The sequence below is a fragment of the Streptomyces sp. NPDC050528 genome, assembly GCF_044457795.1.
Classification (GTDB): Bacteria; Actinomycetota; Actinomycetes; order Streptomycetales; family Streptomycetaceae; genus Streptomyces.
In genome coordinates this window covers 1-16,992 of the sequence record NZ_JBITHH010000024.1, presented here as the reverse complement: position 1 = coordinate 16,992, position 16,992 = coordinate 1, and the positions used below count along the sequence as shown (strand labels likewise).

Below are 16,992 nucleotides of genomic sequence, written 5' to 3'. Positions count from 1 at the left end.
GCCGACCTCTCAGAGTTCCGACTCCACCAACCCCATCTGAACCAACGGCTTCCCCCGCTTCCGCGACACGAACACCCCCCGCCCCGCCGGCATCGGCCGCGGCCGAACCCCGCCCAAGAGGTCGCCCTCCGCAGGGTCGCCCGCCAACACCACGCCCTGGGCGCCGAGTTCCTTCATCCGCTGCATGAACGACTCGTAACCCGCGCGCCCCGCACCCGCCGTGGAGCGGGCGATGACGAAGCGCACGCCCACGTCCCGGGCGAACGGGAGGAGTTCGGTCAGGCCCGACAGCGGGTTGCCGCTCGACGTGGACACCAGGTCGTAGTCGTCGATGATCACGAAGACCTGCGGGCCACGCCACCAACTCCGGTCCCGGAGCTGCTGCGGCGTGACGTCCGACGTCGGCGTCCGGCGCTGCATCAGGTCGGCCAGCGCGTCCATGTGGTGCTGCATCTGGTTCGACATGGGGATGTACTCGGCGAGGTGCGAGGTCGGGGTCACGCCCAGCAGGGAACGCCGGTTGTCGACCACGAAGATCTTGCACGTGTTGCCGTCGTAGCGCTCGGTGAGGCGCTTGATGATGAGCTTCAGCAGGTTCGACTTGCCGGACTCGCTCTCGCCGAAGACGAGGAAGAACGGGTCCTGGTCGAAGTCGACGAACACCGGCTCCAGGTTGTCCTCGTCGAGCGCGAAGGAGACGCCCCGGTTCGGGAAGCGGTCGCCCGGGGGGAGCTGGGCCGCGGCGAACTCCCGGGGGAGCAGGCGGACTTCGGGTGCACCCGGCTCCTGCCAGTGGCGGGCGACCTCGGCCGCGAGTGCCGTCGTCGCGTCCGCGAGATCCGTGTCGGAGGACAGGCCGTCGATGCGCGGGACCGCCGCCATGAAGTGCTGCTTCTGCGGGGTCTGGCCCCGACCGGGCACGCCCGTGGGCACGTTGGCCGCGACCTTGCGGTCGAACTCCGAGTCCATCGGGTCGCCGAGCCGCAGCTCCAGCCGGTTCATCAGGTGGTCCTTCATGTTCGCGCGGACCTCCATGGAGCGCGACGCCGTGAGGATCACATGGATGCCGTAACCGAGGCCGCGCGCCGCGATGTCCAGCACCAGCGGCTCCAACGCCTCATAGTCCGTACGGAAGTTGCCCCAGCCGTCGATGACGAGGAAGACGTCACCCCAGGGCTGATCCGTGACGGAGATGTCGCCGCGCGCGCGGCGGGTCCGGAACTCGGCGATCGACGAGATGCCCGCCGTACGGAAGTACTCCTCGCGGCGCGTCATCACGCCGTAGACCTCGGCCGCCGTACGACGGACCTTCTCCGGGTCGAGGCGGGAGGCCACCCCGCCCACGTGCGGCAGTGCGGCCACGGCCGACAGGCCGCCACCGCCGAAGTCCAGTGCGTAGAACTGCACTTCGTGCGGGGTGTGGGTGAGCGCGAACGACGCGATCAGCGAGCGCAGCAGCGTCGACTTGCCGGACTGCGGACCGCCGAGGATCTGCATATGGCCGGCCGCGCCACCGAAGTCGGTCCACAGCGGGTCGCGCCGCTGCTCGTACGGCTTGTCGACCAGGCCGACCGGGACGACAAGCCGGCCCGCGCCCTCGTAGCCCGGCTGCGTCATGCCTCGCCCCGGTACCGCGGCGAGGCCGGGCAGCAGGGAGTCGAGCGACGGCGGGCTGTCCAGCGGGGGCAGCCACACCTGGTGCGCGGCCGGACCCTGCGCCTCAAGCCGGCGCACGATCACGTCGAGCACGGTGTCGGAGAGCGCGTCGTCCTTCTCCTCGACCGTCTCCTCCCGCCGCTGCTGCGGCACGGGCGCGTACTGCACCGGCACCTGCGCCGCCGTGAACAGCACGGGCCTGCGGTCCACCGGGAGCGGTCCGCCGAGCGCGGCGGCCTGCTGCGAACTCGTGCGGTACACCCCGGAGACGTACGCCGCCTTGAAGCGCACCATCTCGTCGGTGCCGTACTTCAGGAAGCCGGAACCCGGCACGTTCGGCAGCTCGTACGCGTCCGGCACCCCCAGCGCGGCCCGCGACTCGGCCGCCGAGAACGTGCGCAGACCGATCCGGTACGACAGGTAGGTCTCCAGACCGCGCAGTCGGCCCTCCTCCAGGCGCTGCGAGGCCAGCAGCAGATGCACGCCCAGGGAACGGCCGATGCGGCCGATCTGCACGAACATCTCGATGAAGTCCGGCTTGGCGGTGAGGAGTTCGCTGAACTCGTCGATCACCAGGACGAGTGACGGCACGGGTTGCAGGGGTGCACCCGCCGCGCGCGCCTTCTCGTAGTCGTGGATGTTGGCGTAGTTGCCCGCGTCGCGGAGCATCTCCTGGCGGCGGTTCAACTCACCGCGGATCGAGTCACCCATACGGTCGACGAGGGTCAGGTCGTCGGCCAGGTTGGTGATCACGGCCGCCACGTGCGGCATCTGTGCCATACCGGCGAAGGTCGCACCGCCCTTGAAGTCCGCGAGGACGAAGTTCAGCGTTTCCGAGGAGTGCGTCACCGCGAGGCCGAGGACCAGCGTGCGCAGCAGCTCCGACTTGCCGGAACCGGTCGCGCCGACGCACAGGCCGTGCGGGCCCATGCCCTCCTGGGCCGCCTCCTTGAGGTCGAGCATCACGGGCCGGCCGTCCTCACCGAGCCCGATCGGCACCCGCAGCCGCTCCGCAGTCGAGCGCGGCCGCCAGGTCCGCTTGGGGTCCACGGAGGCCGCGTCCCCCAGGTTCAGCAGATCCGTGAACTCCAGGTTGGCGAGCAGCGGTTCGTCGTCGTCCCCGCCCGACACCATGCGCAGCGGCGCCAGTTGGCGGGCAAGCGCCTCGGCGGCCTCGTACGACAGCACGTCCGGCGTGCCCTCGTAGACCATGCCGTGGCCCGACTCCAGGCGGAGTTCCTTCGGGTGGACGACGATCGAGAGGTCGCCCCGGCCGCTGTTGAGGTCGCCGGGCACGACCTCGATGATCGTCACCCCTTGCAGGCCCTCGGGGCCGGCCAGGAACGAGGTCGGCGGCAGGGAGACGCCGTCCAACACGACCACCAGGTGCGGCTGTTCGGGCACCGGCGCTCCGGAGGGGTGGAAACGCGGCCGGCCCTGGAGGCGGTCGGCCAGCATCTCCTCCAGCTCCATCGGGTCGGTCGTGATCAGCCGCATGCTGCCCGCGCCGTCCGCGAGACCCGGCGCCTGCGCGTGCGGCAGCCACTTGGCCCACTCCCACTCGGGCACCGACTCGCGCCCGGTGGCGACGGCGACGACCAGGTCCTCGGGGGAGTGCAGCGAGGCGAGGGAGGCGGCGACCGCGCGGGCGGTGCCGCGCACGGTGACCGGCTCGCCGCTGATCGTCACGTGGTAGAAGGCGCGCAGCGAGACCGCCATCGGCAGGTCGTCGAGGGAGCCGTGCGTGGCCAGGAAGCGCTGCATCGCGCCCGCGGTCAGCGGCTCCAACTGGTCCACCGGCGCGGTCTCCGGCGGGATCAGGGGAGTGGCCAGACCCTGCGAACCGAGGCCCACCCGGACCTGTCCGAAGTCCTCGTCATTGGTGCGGCGTTCCCAGACGCGACTGCCCTCGGCGACCAGTGCCCACAGTTGCTCCGGCGAAGGGTGCAGGTAGTACTGGGCGTCGCGCTGGGACCGCGCGGTCTCCAGGGCCGTACGACGGGTCTGCGACAGATAGCGCAGATAGTCGCGGCGCATGTCGGCCATCTGCCCCTGGTTGCCCCGGCGGTAGCGCACCAGCATCGAGACGCCCATCGCGACCGTGGACGCGATCATCACCATGCCCATGATCTTCATGAACGGCTGGGCACTGGGGTTGAAGAAGAACACCACCGACCCGCCCATGCCGAGCATGGGCAGCAGCTGCATCAGCGCGCCCTCCTGCTGGCCGCGCGGAAGCTCCGGCGGGGCCTGCAGCACGACCTCGTCCGTGGGCACTTCCTTCGGCAGCGACCTCGGCGGGCGCTTGACGACGATCTGGCTCACTACGCACCAATTCCCTTGCCGGACCGAGTTGTTTCGTCCGCCGCCCCGTGTCGGGCGGACGCCGATCCGCACTGCGCGATCCTACTGACAACCACTGACAACGGCGGGCGGTAGGGTGCCCGTGAGACGTGTGAGCAGTTGCGAATCGTTCCGGGAAAACCGGGCAAAACCGCAGCGTTCGAAGCAGGCGAACCCCGTTGAGTCCCGGGCGCGACGGCGTCCTCGGCCGGCGAGACGGGTGGCACGGCACGACCTACACAGGATCTTTACGGCGGATGCGCGCGGCAACCATCGCGAACCGTCCGTCACTGACGAGGGGGAACAGCAGGTGAGCATCACGGCCTCCGCGCCGGCCGGCGCGACCGGCGGAACGGGCACCGGAGCCCCTTCCGCAGCGGGCATGGGGTTCGGCTTCTGCCGCGTCACCATCGTGGCGCCCGACAGCCGGATCGACGTGGCCCTGCCCGACGACGTACCGGTCGCCGACCTCTACCCCGAGATCCTGCGGCTGTCCCAGCAGAGCCTCACCGAGGGCGCCCCGGTCGGCTACCACCTCGTCCGCCGCGACGGCACCGTCCTCGACGGCGCCCGCTCCTTCGCCGCCCAGCGCATCCTCGACGGCGAACTGCTCACCCTGCGCCCCTTCGCCGACTCGCTCCCGCCGGCGGTCTACGACGACGTCTCCGAGGCCGTCGCCTCCGCCGTCACCCGTGACCGTGCCCTGTGGAACGGCGAGTTGACGCGCGCCGCCGGTCTCGTCGCGGCCGGCATCCTGCCCGCGCTGCTCGCCTTCGTGGCCTGGAGCTCCCAGATCCGCCACGACATGCACAGCCTCCAGGGCATCGTCGCGGGCCTCGCCGGCATCCTCCTCATCACGATCGCCTGCGTACGCGCGCGTGTCTACGACGACCGGGGCTCGGCCGTCGCCCTGGGCCTGGGCGCGCTCCCGAACATCGCCGTGGCGGGCTCGGGACTCCTCCCCTTCTCCGAAGGAGAAGGCATCGGGCGGCTCCAGTTCCTGCTCGCGTGCGCGGCCGTCCTCGTCGCCACCGTCGTCCTCACCCTGGTCTCGCCGGGCGGCGACGGCCCCTTCGTGGCCTTCGTCTTCGCCTCCGCGATCGGCCTGTTGACGACCTTCGTCGCGATGCTCACCCACCTGAAGCCCATCGAGACGGCCGCCGTCTGCGCCCCGCTCTCCGTGTGCGCGCTCGCCTTCCTGCCGGGCCTGTCCATGCGCTTCGCCCGCCTCCCCATCGGCTTCGAACCGCCCAACCCCAACCGCGGCGGCTACGGCGACGGAGACGGCGAACCCGTGGCCCCGGAGCCCGTCGACGCCGAGCGCATCGCGGCCCGCGCCCGGCGCGGCCACGAACTCCTCGTCGGCCTGGTCGGCGGCTGCGCCCTCGTCTCCGTCGGCGCCTCGATCGTCCTCGGCTTCTCCAGCGACGTCTGGGCTCAGCTCCTCGCGCTCGCCACCGGGGTCGCGATGCTGATGCGCGCCCACCTGTTCCGCTACACCGCCCAGGTCGGCGCGACCCTCGCCGCGGGCCTGGCGGCCCTCGTCTTCCTGGGCCTGGGCCTCGCCCTGAACCCGCCGCACGCGTACGTGCGGGACGCGATCCTGGGCGACGCGACCTCCCTCGACGTCCGCAGCGTCTGGCTCGCGGCGGCGGTCGCCGCCTCCACCGCGCTGGTCACCGCGATCGCCCTGATCACCCCGAACCGCGGAATCACCCCCTTCTGGGGCCGCTTCCTGGAGATCGCCGAGAGCTTCGTCCTGCTCACCCTGATCCCGCTGTCCCTGGCGGTCTTCGACGTGTACGCGCAGGCACGGGCCATGACCAGCAAATAGCCGCAGGCATGTAAGAAGGACGGAAGAGGGGCGGCACACACGCGTGCCGCCCCTCTTCCATTTCCCTGCCTACGACTACTGCTGCTCCTCCGGAGCCGGCTCCAGGTCGAACTCGCCGTCCCGGGCGCCCAGGACGAAGGCCGTCCACTCCGCCTCCGTGTACCGCAGCACGGTGTCCGGGTCGAGCGACGAGCGCATGGCCACCGCGCCGTCGGGCAGGTCGGCGATCTCGACGCGCTCCTCGTGCTCCTCCGTGCCCGGCGCACTGCGCCACTCGACACCCGAGATGTCGAGGGCGTACAGCTCGTCCCGCTCCCGCTCCTTGCGTGCCTTGATCTCCTGCTCCGTCTCCGCCATGGCGAAGCGACCCCTTCCGGACGAACGGACGTGTTCCACGCTTCCGTCCACGGAAGGTTCGTTCCTTCCACGGACGGAAGTCACCCTAGTGGCCGTATCCGCCCCGGTCAGGGCCCTTCAGGGAGCTGGACCGAGGCATCCCCCCAGGCTGGTACGCTGTGTAGCGGCCGTTTGTGTACGCACCCCCGGAGCTCACGCTCTGGAGGCAGCGCCCAGCGGATCCCGCCTCCCGAGTCACGGAAGCTCCCCTGAGAAGTGGACCAGGGGCACTCGGTGGCACATCTCAGACTACGAGGAGTACGCGTGTCGCTCGACGCCGCTACGAAGAAGCAGCTCATCAGTGAGTTCGGTCAGAAGGAGGGCGACACCGGCTCCCCCGAGGTCCAGGTCGCCATGCTCTCGCGCCGTATCTCGGACCTGACCGAGCACCTCAAGACCCACAAGCACGACCACCACTCCCGTCGTGGTCTGCTGATCCTGGTCGGTCAGCGCCGCCGGCTGCTCCAGTACCTGGCCAAGAAGGACATCCAGCGCTTCCGTGCGCTGGTGGACCGCCTGGGCATCCGCCGCGGTGCTGCGGGCGCCAAGTAAGACGCCGTGAAGGGAGCGGTTCCCGAAACGATCGGGAGCCGCTCCCTTTGCCGTACGTGCGGATTGCCCGTACGTGCGGAAACGTGCGGAGTGTCACTCACGCTTTGTAGTGTGGTAGCACAACGCACGACGTAGGACGCACGACCCAGTACGACAGCGTGCGAAGACAGCACGACAACGAAGAGGAGAAGCGCGCCTCGCCGCCGCCGGTCCTCGGTAGTGGCCCCCGGGGACGAAGCCCCGGGTGCTTCGATCGAAGACCGGCCCGCACCAGACAGCGCTTCTCCGCCACCGTCCCCCCGCCACACGGGCGGGGAGGGACGAAAGACGACAAGTAACGGAGAAAACGCTAGTGGAGAACGAGACCCACTACGCCGAGGCCGTCATTGACAACGGCACTTTCGGCACCCGCACCATCCGCTTCGAGACGGGCCGCCTGGCCAAGCAGGCCGCCGGCTCCGCCGTGGCGTACCTGGACGACGACACCATGGTGCTGTCGGCCACCACCGCCTCCAAGAACCCCAAGGACCAGCTCGACTTCTTCCCCCTCACGGTGGACGTCGAGGAGCGGATGTACGCCGCCGGCAAGATCCCCGGCAGCTTCTTCCGCCGCGAGGGCCGGCCCTCCGAGGACGCGATCCTCACCTGCCGCCTGATCGACCGCCCGCTGCGCCCGTCCTTCAAGAAGGGCCTGCGCAACGAGATCCAGGTCGTCGCCACGATCATGGCCCTCAACCCCGACCACCTGTACGACGTCGTGGCGATCAACGCCGCCTCCGCGTCCACGCAGCTGGCCGGTCTGCCCTTCTCCGGCCCGGTCGGCGGCGTCCGCGTCGCGCTGATCAACGGCCAGTGGGTCGCGTTCCCGACGCACACCGAGCTCGAGGACGCCGTCTTCGACATGGTCGTCGCCGGTCGCGTCCTGGAGGACGGCGACGTCGCGATCATGATGGTCGAGGCCGAGGCCACCGAGAAGACCATCCAGCTGGTCGCGGGCGGCGCCGAGGCGCCCACCGAGGAGGTCGTCGCCTCCGGTCTGGACGCCGCGAAGCCCTTCATCAAGGTGCTCTGCAAGGCCCAGTCCGACCTCGCCGCCAAGGCCGCCAAGCCGACCGGCGAGTTCCCGATCTTCCTCGACTACCAGGACGACGTCCTGGAGGCCCTCACCGCCGCCGTCCGCCCGGAGCTCGCCTCCGCGCTGACGATCGCCGGCAAGCAGGACCGCGAGGCCGAGATCGACCGCGTCAAGACTCTCGCCGCCGAGAAGCTCCTCCCGGAGTTCGAGGGCCGTGAGAAGGAGATCTCCGCCGCGTACCGCTCGCTGACCAAGTCCCTGGTCCGTGAGCGCGTCATCAAGGAGAAGAAGCGCATCGACGGCCGCGGTGTCACCGACATCCGCACCCTGGCCGCCGAGGTCGAGGCCATCCCGCGCGTGCACGGTTCCGCGCTGTTCGAGCGTGGCGAGACCCAGATCCTGGGCGTCACCACCCTCAACATGCTCCGCATGGAGCAGCAGCTGGACACCCTCTCCCCGGTGACCCGCAAGCGCTACATGCACAACTACAACTTCCCGCCGTACTCGGTCGGCGAGACCGGCCGCGTCGGCTCCCCGAAGCGCCGCGAGATCGGCCACGGAGCGCTCGCCGAGCGCGCCCTGGTCCCGGTCCTCCCGACGCGCGAGGAGTTCCCCTACGCGATCCGTCAGGTCTCCGAGGCCCTCGGCTCGAACGGCTCGACGTCCATGGGCTCGGTCTGCGCCTCCACCATGTCGCTGCTGAACGCCGGTGTGCCCCTCAAGGCCCCCGTCGCCGGCATCGCCATGGGCCTGATCTCCCAGGAGATCAACGGCGAGACGCACTACGTCGCCCTCACCGACATCCTCGGTGCGGAGGACGCCTTCGGCGACATGGACTTCAAGGTCGCCGGCACCAAGGAGTTCGTCACCGCCCTCCAGCTCGACACCAAGCTGGACGGCATCCCCGCCTCCGTCCTGGCCGCCGCCCTCAAGCAGGCCCGTGACGCCCGCCTCCACATCCTCGACGTGATGATGGAAGCGATCGACACGCCGGACGAGATGTCCCCGAACGCCCCGCGGATCATCACCGTCAAGATCCCCGTGGACAAGATCGGCGAGGTCATCGGCCCGAAGGGCAAGATGATCAACCAGATCCAGGAGGACACCGGCGCCGAGATCACGATCGAGGACGACGGCACCATCTACATCGGTGCCCAGGTCGGTTCGCAGGCCGAGGCCGCCCGCGCCACGATCAACGGCATCGCCAACCCGACCATGCCGGAGGTCGGCGAGCGCTACCTGGGTACGGTCGTCAAGACCACCACCTTCGGTGCGTTCGTGTCGCTGCTCCCGGGCAAGGACGGTCTGCTGCACATCTCGCAGATCCGCAAGCTCGCCGGCGGCAAGCGCGTGGAGAACGTCGAGGACGTCGTCGGCGTGGGCCAGAAGGTCCAGGTCGAGATCGCCGAGATCGACTCCCGCGGCAAGCTCTCCCTGATCCCCGTCATCGAGGGTGAAGAGAACGCCGAGGACGACAAGAAGGACGACGGCGACAAGTGACGTCGACCAGCACCACGACGACGGCCCGCACCTCCTCGGAGGCGCGGGCCGTCGCCCGTACCCAAACCCTCATCCAGGGCACCAACGGCATCGGCACGGTCCGCAAGACCACCCTCCCGGGCGGCCTGCGCATCGTCACCGAGACGCTGCCCTCGGTCCGCTCCGCGACCTTCGGCATCTGGGCACACGTGGGCTCCCGCGACGAGACGCCGTCGCTGAACGGCGCCACGCACTACCTGGAGCACCTCCTCTTCAAGGGCACGCACAAGCGCAGCGCGCTGGACATCTCCTCCGCGATCGACGCGGTCGGCGGCGAGATGAACGCGTTCACGGCGAAGGAGTACACGTGCTACTACGCGCGCGTGCTCGACACCGACCTGCCGCTCGCCATCGACGTGGTCTGCGACATGCTGACCGGCTCCCTCATCCGTGAGGACGACGTCAACGTCGAGCGCGGCGCCATCCTCGAAGAGATCGCCATGACGGAGGACGACCCGGGCGACTGTGTGCACGACCTCTTCGCGCGCACGATGTTCGGCGACAACCCCCTCGGCCGCCCCGTCCTCGGCACGGTCGACACCGTCAACGCCCTCACCGCGGACCGCATCCGCCGCTTCTACAAGAAGCACTACGACCCGACGCACCTCGTGGTCGCCGCCGCGGGCAACATCGACCACGACAAGGTCGTACGACAGGTCCGCGCGGCCTTCGACAAGGCGGGCGCCTTCCGCACCCCCGAGGCGGCCCCCATCGCCCCGCGCGACGGCCGCCGCACCCTCCGCTCCACCGGCAAGGTCGAGCTGATCGGCCGCAAGACCGAGCAGGCGCACGTCGTCCTCGGCATGCCCGGCCTGGCCCGCACCGACGAGCGCCGCTGGGCCCTCGGGGTCCTCAACACGGCGCTCGGCGGCGGCATGTCCTCCCGGCTCTTCCAGGAGGTCCGGGAGAAGCGCGGCCTGGCCTACAGCGTGTACTCGTACACGTCCGGCTTCGCCGACTGCGGACTCTTCGGCGTCTACGCCGGCTGTCGGCCCTCGCAGGTCCACGACGTGCTGAAGATCTGCCGCGACGAACTCGACCAGGTCGCCGCGAACGGCCTGTCCGACGACGAGATCGGCCGCGCCGTCGGCCAGCTCCAGGGCTCCACCGTCCTCGGCCTCGAAGACACGGGCGCGCTGATGAACCGCATCGGCAAGAGCGAGCTGTGCTGGGGCGAGCAGATGTCCGTCGACGACATGCTGGCCCGGATCGCCTCGGTCACCCCGGACGAGGTCCGCGAGGTCGCCCGCGAGATCCTGGGACAGCGGCCCTCTCTGTCGGTCATCGGCCCGCTCAAGGACAAACAGGCGGCCCGGCTGCACGACGCCGTCGCCTGACACCCGCCTTCGGAACCCGTATCCGGTAAGGAAGCAAGAACGATGAGCAAGCTGCGCGTGGCGGTCCTCGGTGCCAAGGGCCGGATCGGCGCCGAGGCGGTCCGAGCCGTCGAGGCCGCCGAGGACATGGAACTGGTGGCCGCCCTGGGCCGGGGCGACACCCTGGAGGCGCTCACGGCCTCGGGCGCCCAGGTGGCGGTCGAACTGACCACCCCCGCCTCGGTGATGGACAACCTCGACTTCTGCGTACGGCACGGCATCCACGCGGTCGTCGGCACAACGGGCTGGACCGACGAACGCCTCGCGCAGCTGAACGGCTGGCTGGACGCCTCCCCGGAGACGGGCGTCCTCATCGCCCCCAACTTCTCCATCGGCGCCGTACTCACCATGAAGTTCGCGCAGATCGCCGCGCCCTACTTCGAGTCGGTCGAGGTCATCGAACTCCACCACCCGAAGAAGGTCGACGCCCCGAGCGGCACGGCCACGCGCACGGCCCAGCTCATCGCCGAGGCGCGCGCGAAGGCGGGCACGGCCGCGGCGCCGGACGCGACGGAGACGGCCCTGGACGGCGCGCGGGGCGCGGACGTCGACGGGATCCCCGTCCACTCCGTCCGGCTGCGCGGCCTGCTGGCCCACCAGGAGGTCCTGTTGGGTGGCGAAGGCGAGACGTTGACCGTCCGCCACGACTCGCTCCACCACAGCAGTTTCATGCCGGGCATCCTGCTCGGCGCCCGCCGCGTGGTGACGACCCCGGGCCTCACCTTCGGCCTGGAACACTTCCTAGACCTGGGCTGAGGCTCACGACATGCGCGCCAAACTCACCTACGCCGTCACGGCCGCCGTCCTGGTCTTCTACTTCGTCCTGGTCGGCAGCCGCGGCGTCATGCTCATACAGTCGGGCACGGTCATCACGGTCACCTTCGGGATCGCGGTCCTGATCCTGCCGGTGATCGGCATCTGGTTCCTCTGGAAGAACACCCAGTTCGTCCGGAACGCCAACAAGCTCGCCGCCGAACTCGACGCCGAAGGCGGCCTGCCCGTCGACGAGTTGAGGCGCACCGCCGGCGGCCGCATCGACCGCGACTCCGCCGACGAGGTCTTCGCCAAGCGCAAGGCCGAGACGGAGGACGCCCCCGACGACTGGCGCAACTGGTTCCGCCTGGCCGTCGCCTACCACGACGCCCGCGACACCCCGCGCGCCCGCAAGGCGATGCAGCGAGCGATCGCCCTGCACGACGGCAGACCCGTCCAGGCCTGAACTCCCGTACGCCGAAGGGGCCGACCCGCACTCGCTGCGGACCGGCCCCTTCGGCGTACGGCTGGTGCCGGGCGGTCAGCTCCGCCGGTACTCGTCGGACCACACCTCGACCGAGTCCGCGGCCCGGTCGAAGGAGGAGGCACGCGCCACGAAGTCGATGTCGTGCGTGGTCAGCAGCGCGGCCACATCCTCGGGAGCACGGTCCTTGCGTACGAGGACCAGCGCCTGCCCCTGCACCGTGCGCGGCAGTCCGAGCCAGCGCACCGGCTGCTGCACGGTCCGCACGGCGACGATCCGGTCCCACCGCACCGTACGGGTGAAGAGGAACCGCACCCGGCGCAGCCCGCGCGCGCTCACCCACACGCCCATGCGCAGCAGCCGCAGGGCGCAGAGGATGACGACCGCCGCGATGGCGAGGATCACCACGGCCTCGGACCGCGAGCCGGTCAACGCGATGATGACCGCGGCGAACAGCACGTACGACGCGAGCAGCAGCACGAGCGCCGCCACCGCCACCCGCCACGGTCCGGGGCGGTAGGGGCGCCGCCAGCGGTCGCGGTCGTCGAACGGCAGCGCGAGCTCGTCCGCGGCCTCGAATGCGCGGTCGGCCGTAAGGAAGGGCAGGGGCACGGCTGGTGTCCTCACTGAATCCATGCGTGGGCTGTGCCCGGTGAGGCTATCCGGCCGGGTACCCGCTCACCACTGTTGGGGGTCCGGATGAGTCATGGTCAGCTGTACGGCTGCGCGCCAGGTCAGCGATTGTCGGCGGCCTGGGACTGCTGGTTCTGCGTCGAGAGGTTGTTCTGGGAGAGTGCCGGCATCCCGAGGACCAGGGAGCCCACGATTCCGGCGATGAGCGTGAGGCCCAGGAGCCAACGCCCGGCTATCTGACTGGTGGACGCACGCTCACGCGGCGGCGGGGTGACATTGCTGCGGAAGCGGTCGGTCTCGGCGATGAAGGCGAACGGAACGGGTTCGCGCCGACGGAACATCGGTGGTGCTTCTCCCTTCGGGGATCGAACGGGTGGTGCTCACCAAGACAGACGAGCGAACGACCCAATTGGTGCCCTGTTTCACCGAATTCGCAGAAGTTCGCCAACGAATGTCGCGGCACGGCACCGAACGCCCCGATGTCAGTGCCGGGCCGTAGAGTGGGCGCCGCCCGAGAGACGTGATGGAAGGACCCTCCGAGCCGTGACCGACACTCCCGCCGACGACCTCAAGCCCAGTTTCCGCAGTGACGTGACCGTCGAGCTGGTCAAGCACACCGCGTCCGACGCGGACGTGCTCTTCGCCGCCCGCGTCTCGACGATCGGCGAGCAGTCCCTGGACGAGATGGGCAAGGACCCCGAGCGCTCCAAGGGCCTGATCAACTACCTGATGCGGGACCGGCACGGCAGCCCCTTCGAGCACAACTCGATGACGTTCTTCATCAGCGCCCCGATCCTGGTCTTCCGCGAGTTCATGCGGCACCGGGTGGGCTGGTCGTACAACGAGGAATCGGGACGGTACCGGGAGCTCCAGCCGGTGTTCTACGTCCCCGGCGAGTCCCGCAAGCTGGTCCAGGAGGGCCGTCCGGGCAAGTACGTCTTCGTGGAGGGCACCCAGGCCCAGCAGGAGCTGGTCGGCCGCACCATGGAGGACTCGTACCGCCAGTCGTACGAGGCGTACCAGGAGATGCTGGCCGCCGGCGTAGCCCGCGAGGTCGCCCGTGCCGTCCTCCCCGTAGGCCTCTTCTCCTCGATGTACGCCACGTGCAACGCCCGTTCGCTGATGCACTTCCTGGGGCTGCGGACACAGCACGAGCTGGCGAAGGTGCCGTCCTTCCCGCAGCGGGAGATCGAGATGGTCGGCGAGAAGATGGAGGAGCAGTGGGCCAAGCTCATGCCGCTCACCTACGCCGCCTTCAATGCCAACGGTCGTGTCGCCCCGTAGCGCACCTCTGTTTGCCGATCGGGCACACATGTACGGATGGGCCGCGCGAAGTGTCCGTATTGCGGCATTTAGAGAAGTTCATCTAGCCTGATCAAACGGACCCGGCACTGCTTGAACCCCCGAGCAGGCAGTGCCGGGCTCCATATTTGTCACGACTTGTCGCCTGCCCCTAGGGCAGACCCCGCCTTGAGCAGCGAGTAGCGTGTTACCCATGGCTCCGACCTCCACTCCGCAGACCCCCTTCGGGCGGGTCCTCACCGCCATGGTCACGCCCTTCACGGCGGACGGCGCGCTCGACCTCGACGGCGCTCAGCGGCTCGCTGCCCACCTGGTGGACGCAGGCAACGACGGCCTGATCATCAATGGCACCACCGGTGAGTCCCCGACCACCAGCGACGCGGAGAAAGCGGATCTCGTACGAGCCGTACTGGAGGCGGTCGGAGACCGCGCCCACGTCATCGCCGGCGTCGGCACCAACGACACCCACCACAGCGTCGAACTCGCCCGCACGGCCGAGCGCACCGGCGCACACGGCCTGCTCGTCGTCACGCCGTACTACAACAAGCCCCCGCAGGAGGGCCTCTACCGGCACTTCACGACCGTCGCCGACGCCACCGAACTGCCGGTCATGCTCTACGACATCCCCGGCCGCAGCGGCGTCCCGATCGGCACCGAGACCCTGGTGCGACTCGCCGAGCACCCCAGGATCGTCGCCAACAAGGACGCCAAGGGCGACCTCGGCCGCGCCAGCTGGGCCATCGCCCGGACCGGCCTGGCCTGGTACTCCGGCGACGACATGCTGAACCTGCCGCTGCTCTCCGTGGGCGCGGTCGGCTTCGTCTCGGTCGTCGGCCATGTGGTCACACCTGAACTGCGCACCCTGGTGGAGGCGTATGTCTCCGGTGACGTCCAGAAGGCCACCGAGATCCACCAGAAGCTGCTCCCCGTCTACACCGGCATGTTCCGCACCCAGGGCGTCATGACCACCAAGGCCGCGCTCACCCTCCAGGGACTGCCCGCCGGACCGCTGCGCTCACCGATGGTCGAGTGCTCGCCCGAGGAGATCGCCCAGCTCAAGATCGATCTTGCCGCCGGCGGGGTACAGCTCTGACAACGGACTTCACAACTCAATACGCAGGGCTTCGGCGCCTGCACCCCACATCCGACAACTGCATTTGCACGAACGTCATGCGCGCCACGTGCCCACAGGTACGTGGCGCGCATGGGTAGGAGAGTCTTTTGAGTCATCCGCATCCTGAACTCGCCCCGCCGCCCAAGCTCCCCGAGGGCGGCCTGAGGGTCACCCCACTCGGCGGCCTCGGGGAAATCGGCCGGAACATGACGGTATTCGAATACGGCGGCCGTCTGCTCATCGTCGACTGCGGCGTGCTCTTCCCCGAGGAGGAGCAGCCCGGAATCGACCTGATCCTGCCGGACTTCACGTCCATCAGGGACCGCCTCGACGACATCGACGGCATCGTTCTCACGCACGGCCACGAGGACCACATCGGTGGTGTTCCGTATCTCCTTCGCGAGAAGGCGGACATCCCCCTGATCGGCTCCAAGCTGACCCTCGCCCTCATCGAGGCGAAGCTCCAGGAGCACCGGATCCGGCCGTACACGCTGGAGGTCGCCGAGGGGCACCGCGAGCGCATCGGCCCCTTCGACTGCGAGTTCGTCGCGGTCAACCACTCGATCCCGGACGCGCTCGCGGTCGCCATCCGCACCCCCGCGGGCATGGTCGTGCACACCGGCGACTTCAAGATGGACCAGCTCCCGCTGGACGGCCGTCTCACGGATCTACACGCGTTCGCCCGGCTCAGCGAGGAGGGCATCGACCTGCTCCTCGCCGACTCGACGAACGCCGAGGTCCCGGGCTTCGTCCCGCCCGAGCGCGACATCTCGAACGTCCTGCGCCAGGTCTTCGGCGGCGCCCGCAAGCGGATCATCGTGGCGAGCTTCGCCAGCCACGTCCACCGCATCCAGCAGATCCTGGACACGGCCCACGAGTACGGCCGCAGGGTCGCCTTCGTCGGCCGCTCGATGGTCCGCAACATGGGCATCGCCCGTGACCTCGGCTATCTCAAGGTCCCGCCGGGCCTGGTGGTGGACGTCAAGACACTCGACGACCTCCCGGACAGCCAGGTCGTCCTGGTCTGCACGGGCTCGCAGGGCGAACCGATGGCCGCCCTGTCCCGCATGGCCAACCGCGACCACCAGATCCGCATCGTCTCGGGCGACACGGTGATCCTGGCCTCGTCGCTCATCCCGGGCAACGAGAACGCGGTCTACCGGGTCATCAACGGCCTCACCCGCTGGGGCGCGAACGTAGTCCACAAGGGCAACGCCAAGGTCCACGTCTCCGGACACGCCTCGGCCGGCGAGCTGCTGTACTTCTACAACATCTGCCGCCCGAAGAACCTGATGCCGGTCCACGGCGAATGGCGCCACCTACGGGCCAACGCCGAGCTGGGCGCCATGACCGGCGTCCCGCACGACCGCATCGTCATCGCCGAGGACGGCGTGGTCGTCGACCTCATCGAGGGCAAGGCCAAGATCTCGGGCAAGGTCCAGGCGGGTTATGTCTACGTCGACGGCCTCTCGGTCGGCGACGTCGGCGAGCCGGCGCTGAAGGACCGTCGGATCCTGGGAGACGAGGGCATCATCTCGGTCTTCGTCGTTGTGGACTCGTCCACCGGCAAGATCACGGGCGGCCCGCACATCCAGGCCCGCGGCTCCGGCATCGAGGACTCCGCCTTCGTGGACGTGGTCCCGAGGATCACGGAGGTCCTGGAGCGCTCGGCCCAGGACGGCGTGGTGGAACCCCACCAGCTGCAGCAACTCATCCGCCGCACGCTCGGCAAGTGGGTCTCCGACAACTATCGGCGCAGGCCGATGATCCTCCCGGTCGTCGTGGAGGTCTGATCGTCGTACGACCTCTCGTACGCGTGAACCTGGAGCGGGGGGGGGGGGGGGGGGGGGGGGGGGGGGGGCGCCGGGCGCGGGGGGGGGGGGGCGGGGCCGGCGCGCGGCGCCACGCACGCGGGGGGGGGGCCCCCCACCCCCC

General features: G+C 69.6%; 13 protein-coding genes. 9 read left to right on the top strand and 4 right to left on the bottom strand.

What is annotated here, in order from left to right:
• Positions 1-9: 9 nt before the first annotated feature.
• Positions 10-3,981, bottom strand: coding sequence for a type VII secretion protein EccCa (gene eccCa, locus ACIBK4_RS49140; protein WP_399006468.1), 3,972 nt, complete (start codon positions 3,979-3,981; stop codon positions 10-12).
• 328 nt (positions 3,982-4,309) lie between these two features.
• On the opposite strand from eccCa, the gene eccD reads away from it, so the two are divergent.
• On the top strand, positions 4,310-5,833 hold the full coding sequence (eccD, locus tag ACIBK4_RS49135) for a type VII secretion integral membrane protein EccD (RefSeq protein WP_399006466.1): 1,524 nt from the start codon (positions 4,310-4,312) through the stop codon (positions 5,831-5,833).
• Between the two features lie 75 nt (positions 5,834-5,908).
• On the opposite strand, the gene ACIBK4_RS49130 is transcribed toward eccD, so the two are convergent.
• Positions 5,909-6,190, bottom strand: coding sequence for a DUF397 domain-containing protein (locus ACIBK4_RS49130; RefSeq protein ID WP_093629502.1), 282 nt, complete (start codon positions 6,188-6,190; stop codon positions 5,909-5,911).
• 303 nt (positions 6,191-6,493) lie between these two features.
• On the opposite strand from ACIBK4_RS49130, the gene rpsO reads away from it, so the two are divergent.
• From rpsO to ACIBK4_RS49105, 5 genes are all read left to right on the top strand, one after another.
• On the top strand, positions 6,494-6,781 hold the full coding sequence (rpsO, locus tag ACIBK4_RS49125) for a 30S ribosomal protein S15 (RefSeq protein WP_019064787.1): 288 nt from the start codon (positions 6,494-6,496) through the stop codon (positions 6,779-6,781).
• A 352-nt stretch (positions 6,782-7,133) separates the two neighbouring features.
• Positions 7,134-9,356: a polyribonucleotide nucleotidyltransferase gene (locus ACIBK4_RS49120; RefSeq protein ID WP_399006463.1), complete on the top strand. Its 2,223-nt coding sequence runs from the start codon at positions 7,134-7,136 to the stop codon at positions 9,354-9,356.
• Positions 9,353-10,732 carry a M16 family metallopeptidase gene (locus tag ACIBK4_RS49115; protein ID WP_399006461.1) on the top strand — a complete coding sequence of 460 codons (1,380 nt, stop codon included), beginning with the start codon at positions 9,353-9,355 and terminating at the stop codon, positions 10,730-10,732. Before ACIBK4_RS49120 ends, ACIBK4_RS49115 begins: the two co-directional genes overlap by 4 nt.
• Positions 10,733-10,774: 42 nt before the next feature.
• The gene (gene dapB, locus ACIBK4_RS49110) at positions 10,775-11,527 is read left to right on the top strand and encodes a 4-hydroxy-tetrahydrodipicolinate reductase (RefSeq protein WP_399006459.1); all 753 of its coding nucleotides are present in this window, start codon (positions 10,775-10,777) and stop codon (positions 11,525-11,527) included.
• Between the two features lie 10 nt (positions 11,528-11,537).
• A complete protein-coding gene (locus tag ACIBK4_RS49105; RefSeq protein ID WP_399006457.1) occupies positions 11,538-11,990 on the top strand; it encodes a hypothetical protein in 453 nt (150 codons plus the stop codon).
• 75 nt (positions 11,991-12,065) lie between these two features.
• Here ACIBK4_RS49105 and ACIBK4_RS49100 read toward each other — a convergent pair whose 3' ends face one another.
• Together ACIBK4_RS49100 and ACIBK4_RS49095 are read right to left on the bottom strand one after the other, a co-directional pair.
• Entirely contained in the window at positions 12,066-12,620 is a 555-nt protein-coding gene (locus ACIBK4_RS49100) for a hypothetical protein (RefSeq protein ID WP_399006455.1), read from the bottom strand.
• Positions 12,621-12,742: 122 nt separating this feature from the next.
• Complete coding sequence (locus tag ACIBK4_RS49095) at positions 12,743-12,982, bottom strand: hypothetical protein (protein WP_366436983.1); 240 nt, start codon at positions 12,980-12,982, stop codon at positions 12,743-12,745.
• Between the two features lie 202 nt (positions 12,983-13,184).
• On the opposite strand from ACIBK4_RS49095, the gene thyX reads away from it, so the two are divergent.
• The 3 genes from thyX to ACIBK4_RS49080 all read left to right on the top strand — a co-directional run bounded on the left by thyX (position 13,185) and on the right by ACIBK4_RS49080 (position 16,850).
• Positions 13,185-13,925 (top strand): FAD-dependent thymidylate synthase, encoded by a 741-nt coding sequence (thyX, locus tag ACIBK4_RS49090; protein ID WP_019064794.1) that lies wholly within the window; start codon positions 13,185-13,187, stop codon positions 13,923-13,925.
• A gap of 211 nt (positions 13,926-14,136) precedes the next feature.
• Positions 14,137-15,036, top strand: coding sequence for a 4-hydroxy-tetrahydrodipicolinate synthase (gene dapA, locus ACIBK4_RS49085; RefSeq protein ID WP_399006452.1), 900 nt, complete (start codon positions 14,137-14,139; stop codon positions 15,034-15,036).
• A gap of 128 nt (positions 15,037-15,164) precedes the next feature.
• Positions 15,165-16,850, top strand: coding sequence for a ribonuclease J (locus ACIBK4_RS49080; protein ID WP_399006450.1), 1,686 nt, complete (start codon positions 15,165-15,167; stop codon positions 16,848-16,850).
• The last annotated feature ends 142 nt before the right edge of the window (positions 16,851-16,992 follow it).

Coding starts and splice junctions, on each gene's coding strand:
- ACIBK4_RS49105 (WP_399006457.1), top strand. CDS start 11,538: ATGCGCGCCAAACTCACCTACGCCGTCACGGCCGCCGTCCTGGTCTTC.
- ACIBK4_RS49130 (WP_093629502.1), bottom strand. CDS start 6,190: ATGGCGGAGACGGAGCAGGAGATCAAGGCACGCAAGGAGCGGGAGCGG.
- dapA (WP_399006452.1), top strand. CDS start 14,137: ATGGCTCCGACCTCCACTCCGCAGACCCCCTTCGGGCGGGTCCTCACC.
- ACIBK4_RS49095 (WP_366436983.1), bottom strand. CDS start 12,982: ATGTTCCGTCGGCGCGAACCCGTTCCGTTCGCCTTCATCGCCGAGACC.
- dapB (WP_399006459.1), top strand. CDS start 10,775: ATGAGCAAGCTGCGCGTGGCGGTCCTCGGTGCCAAGGGCCGGATCGGC.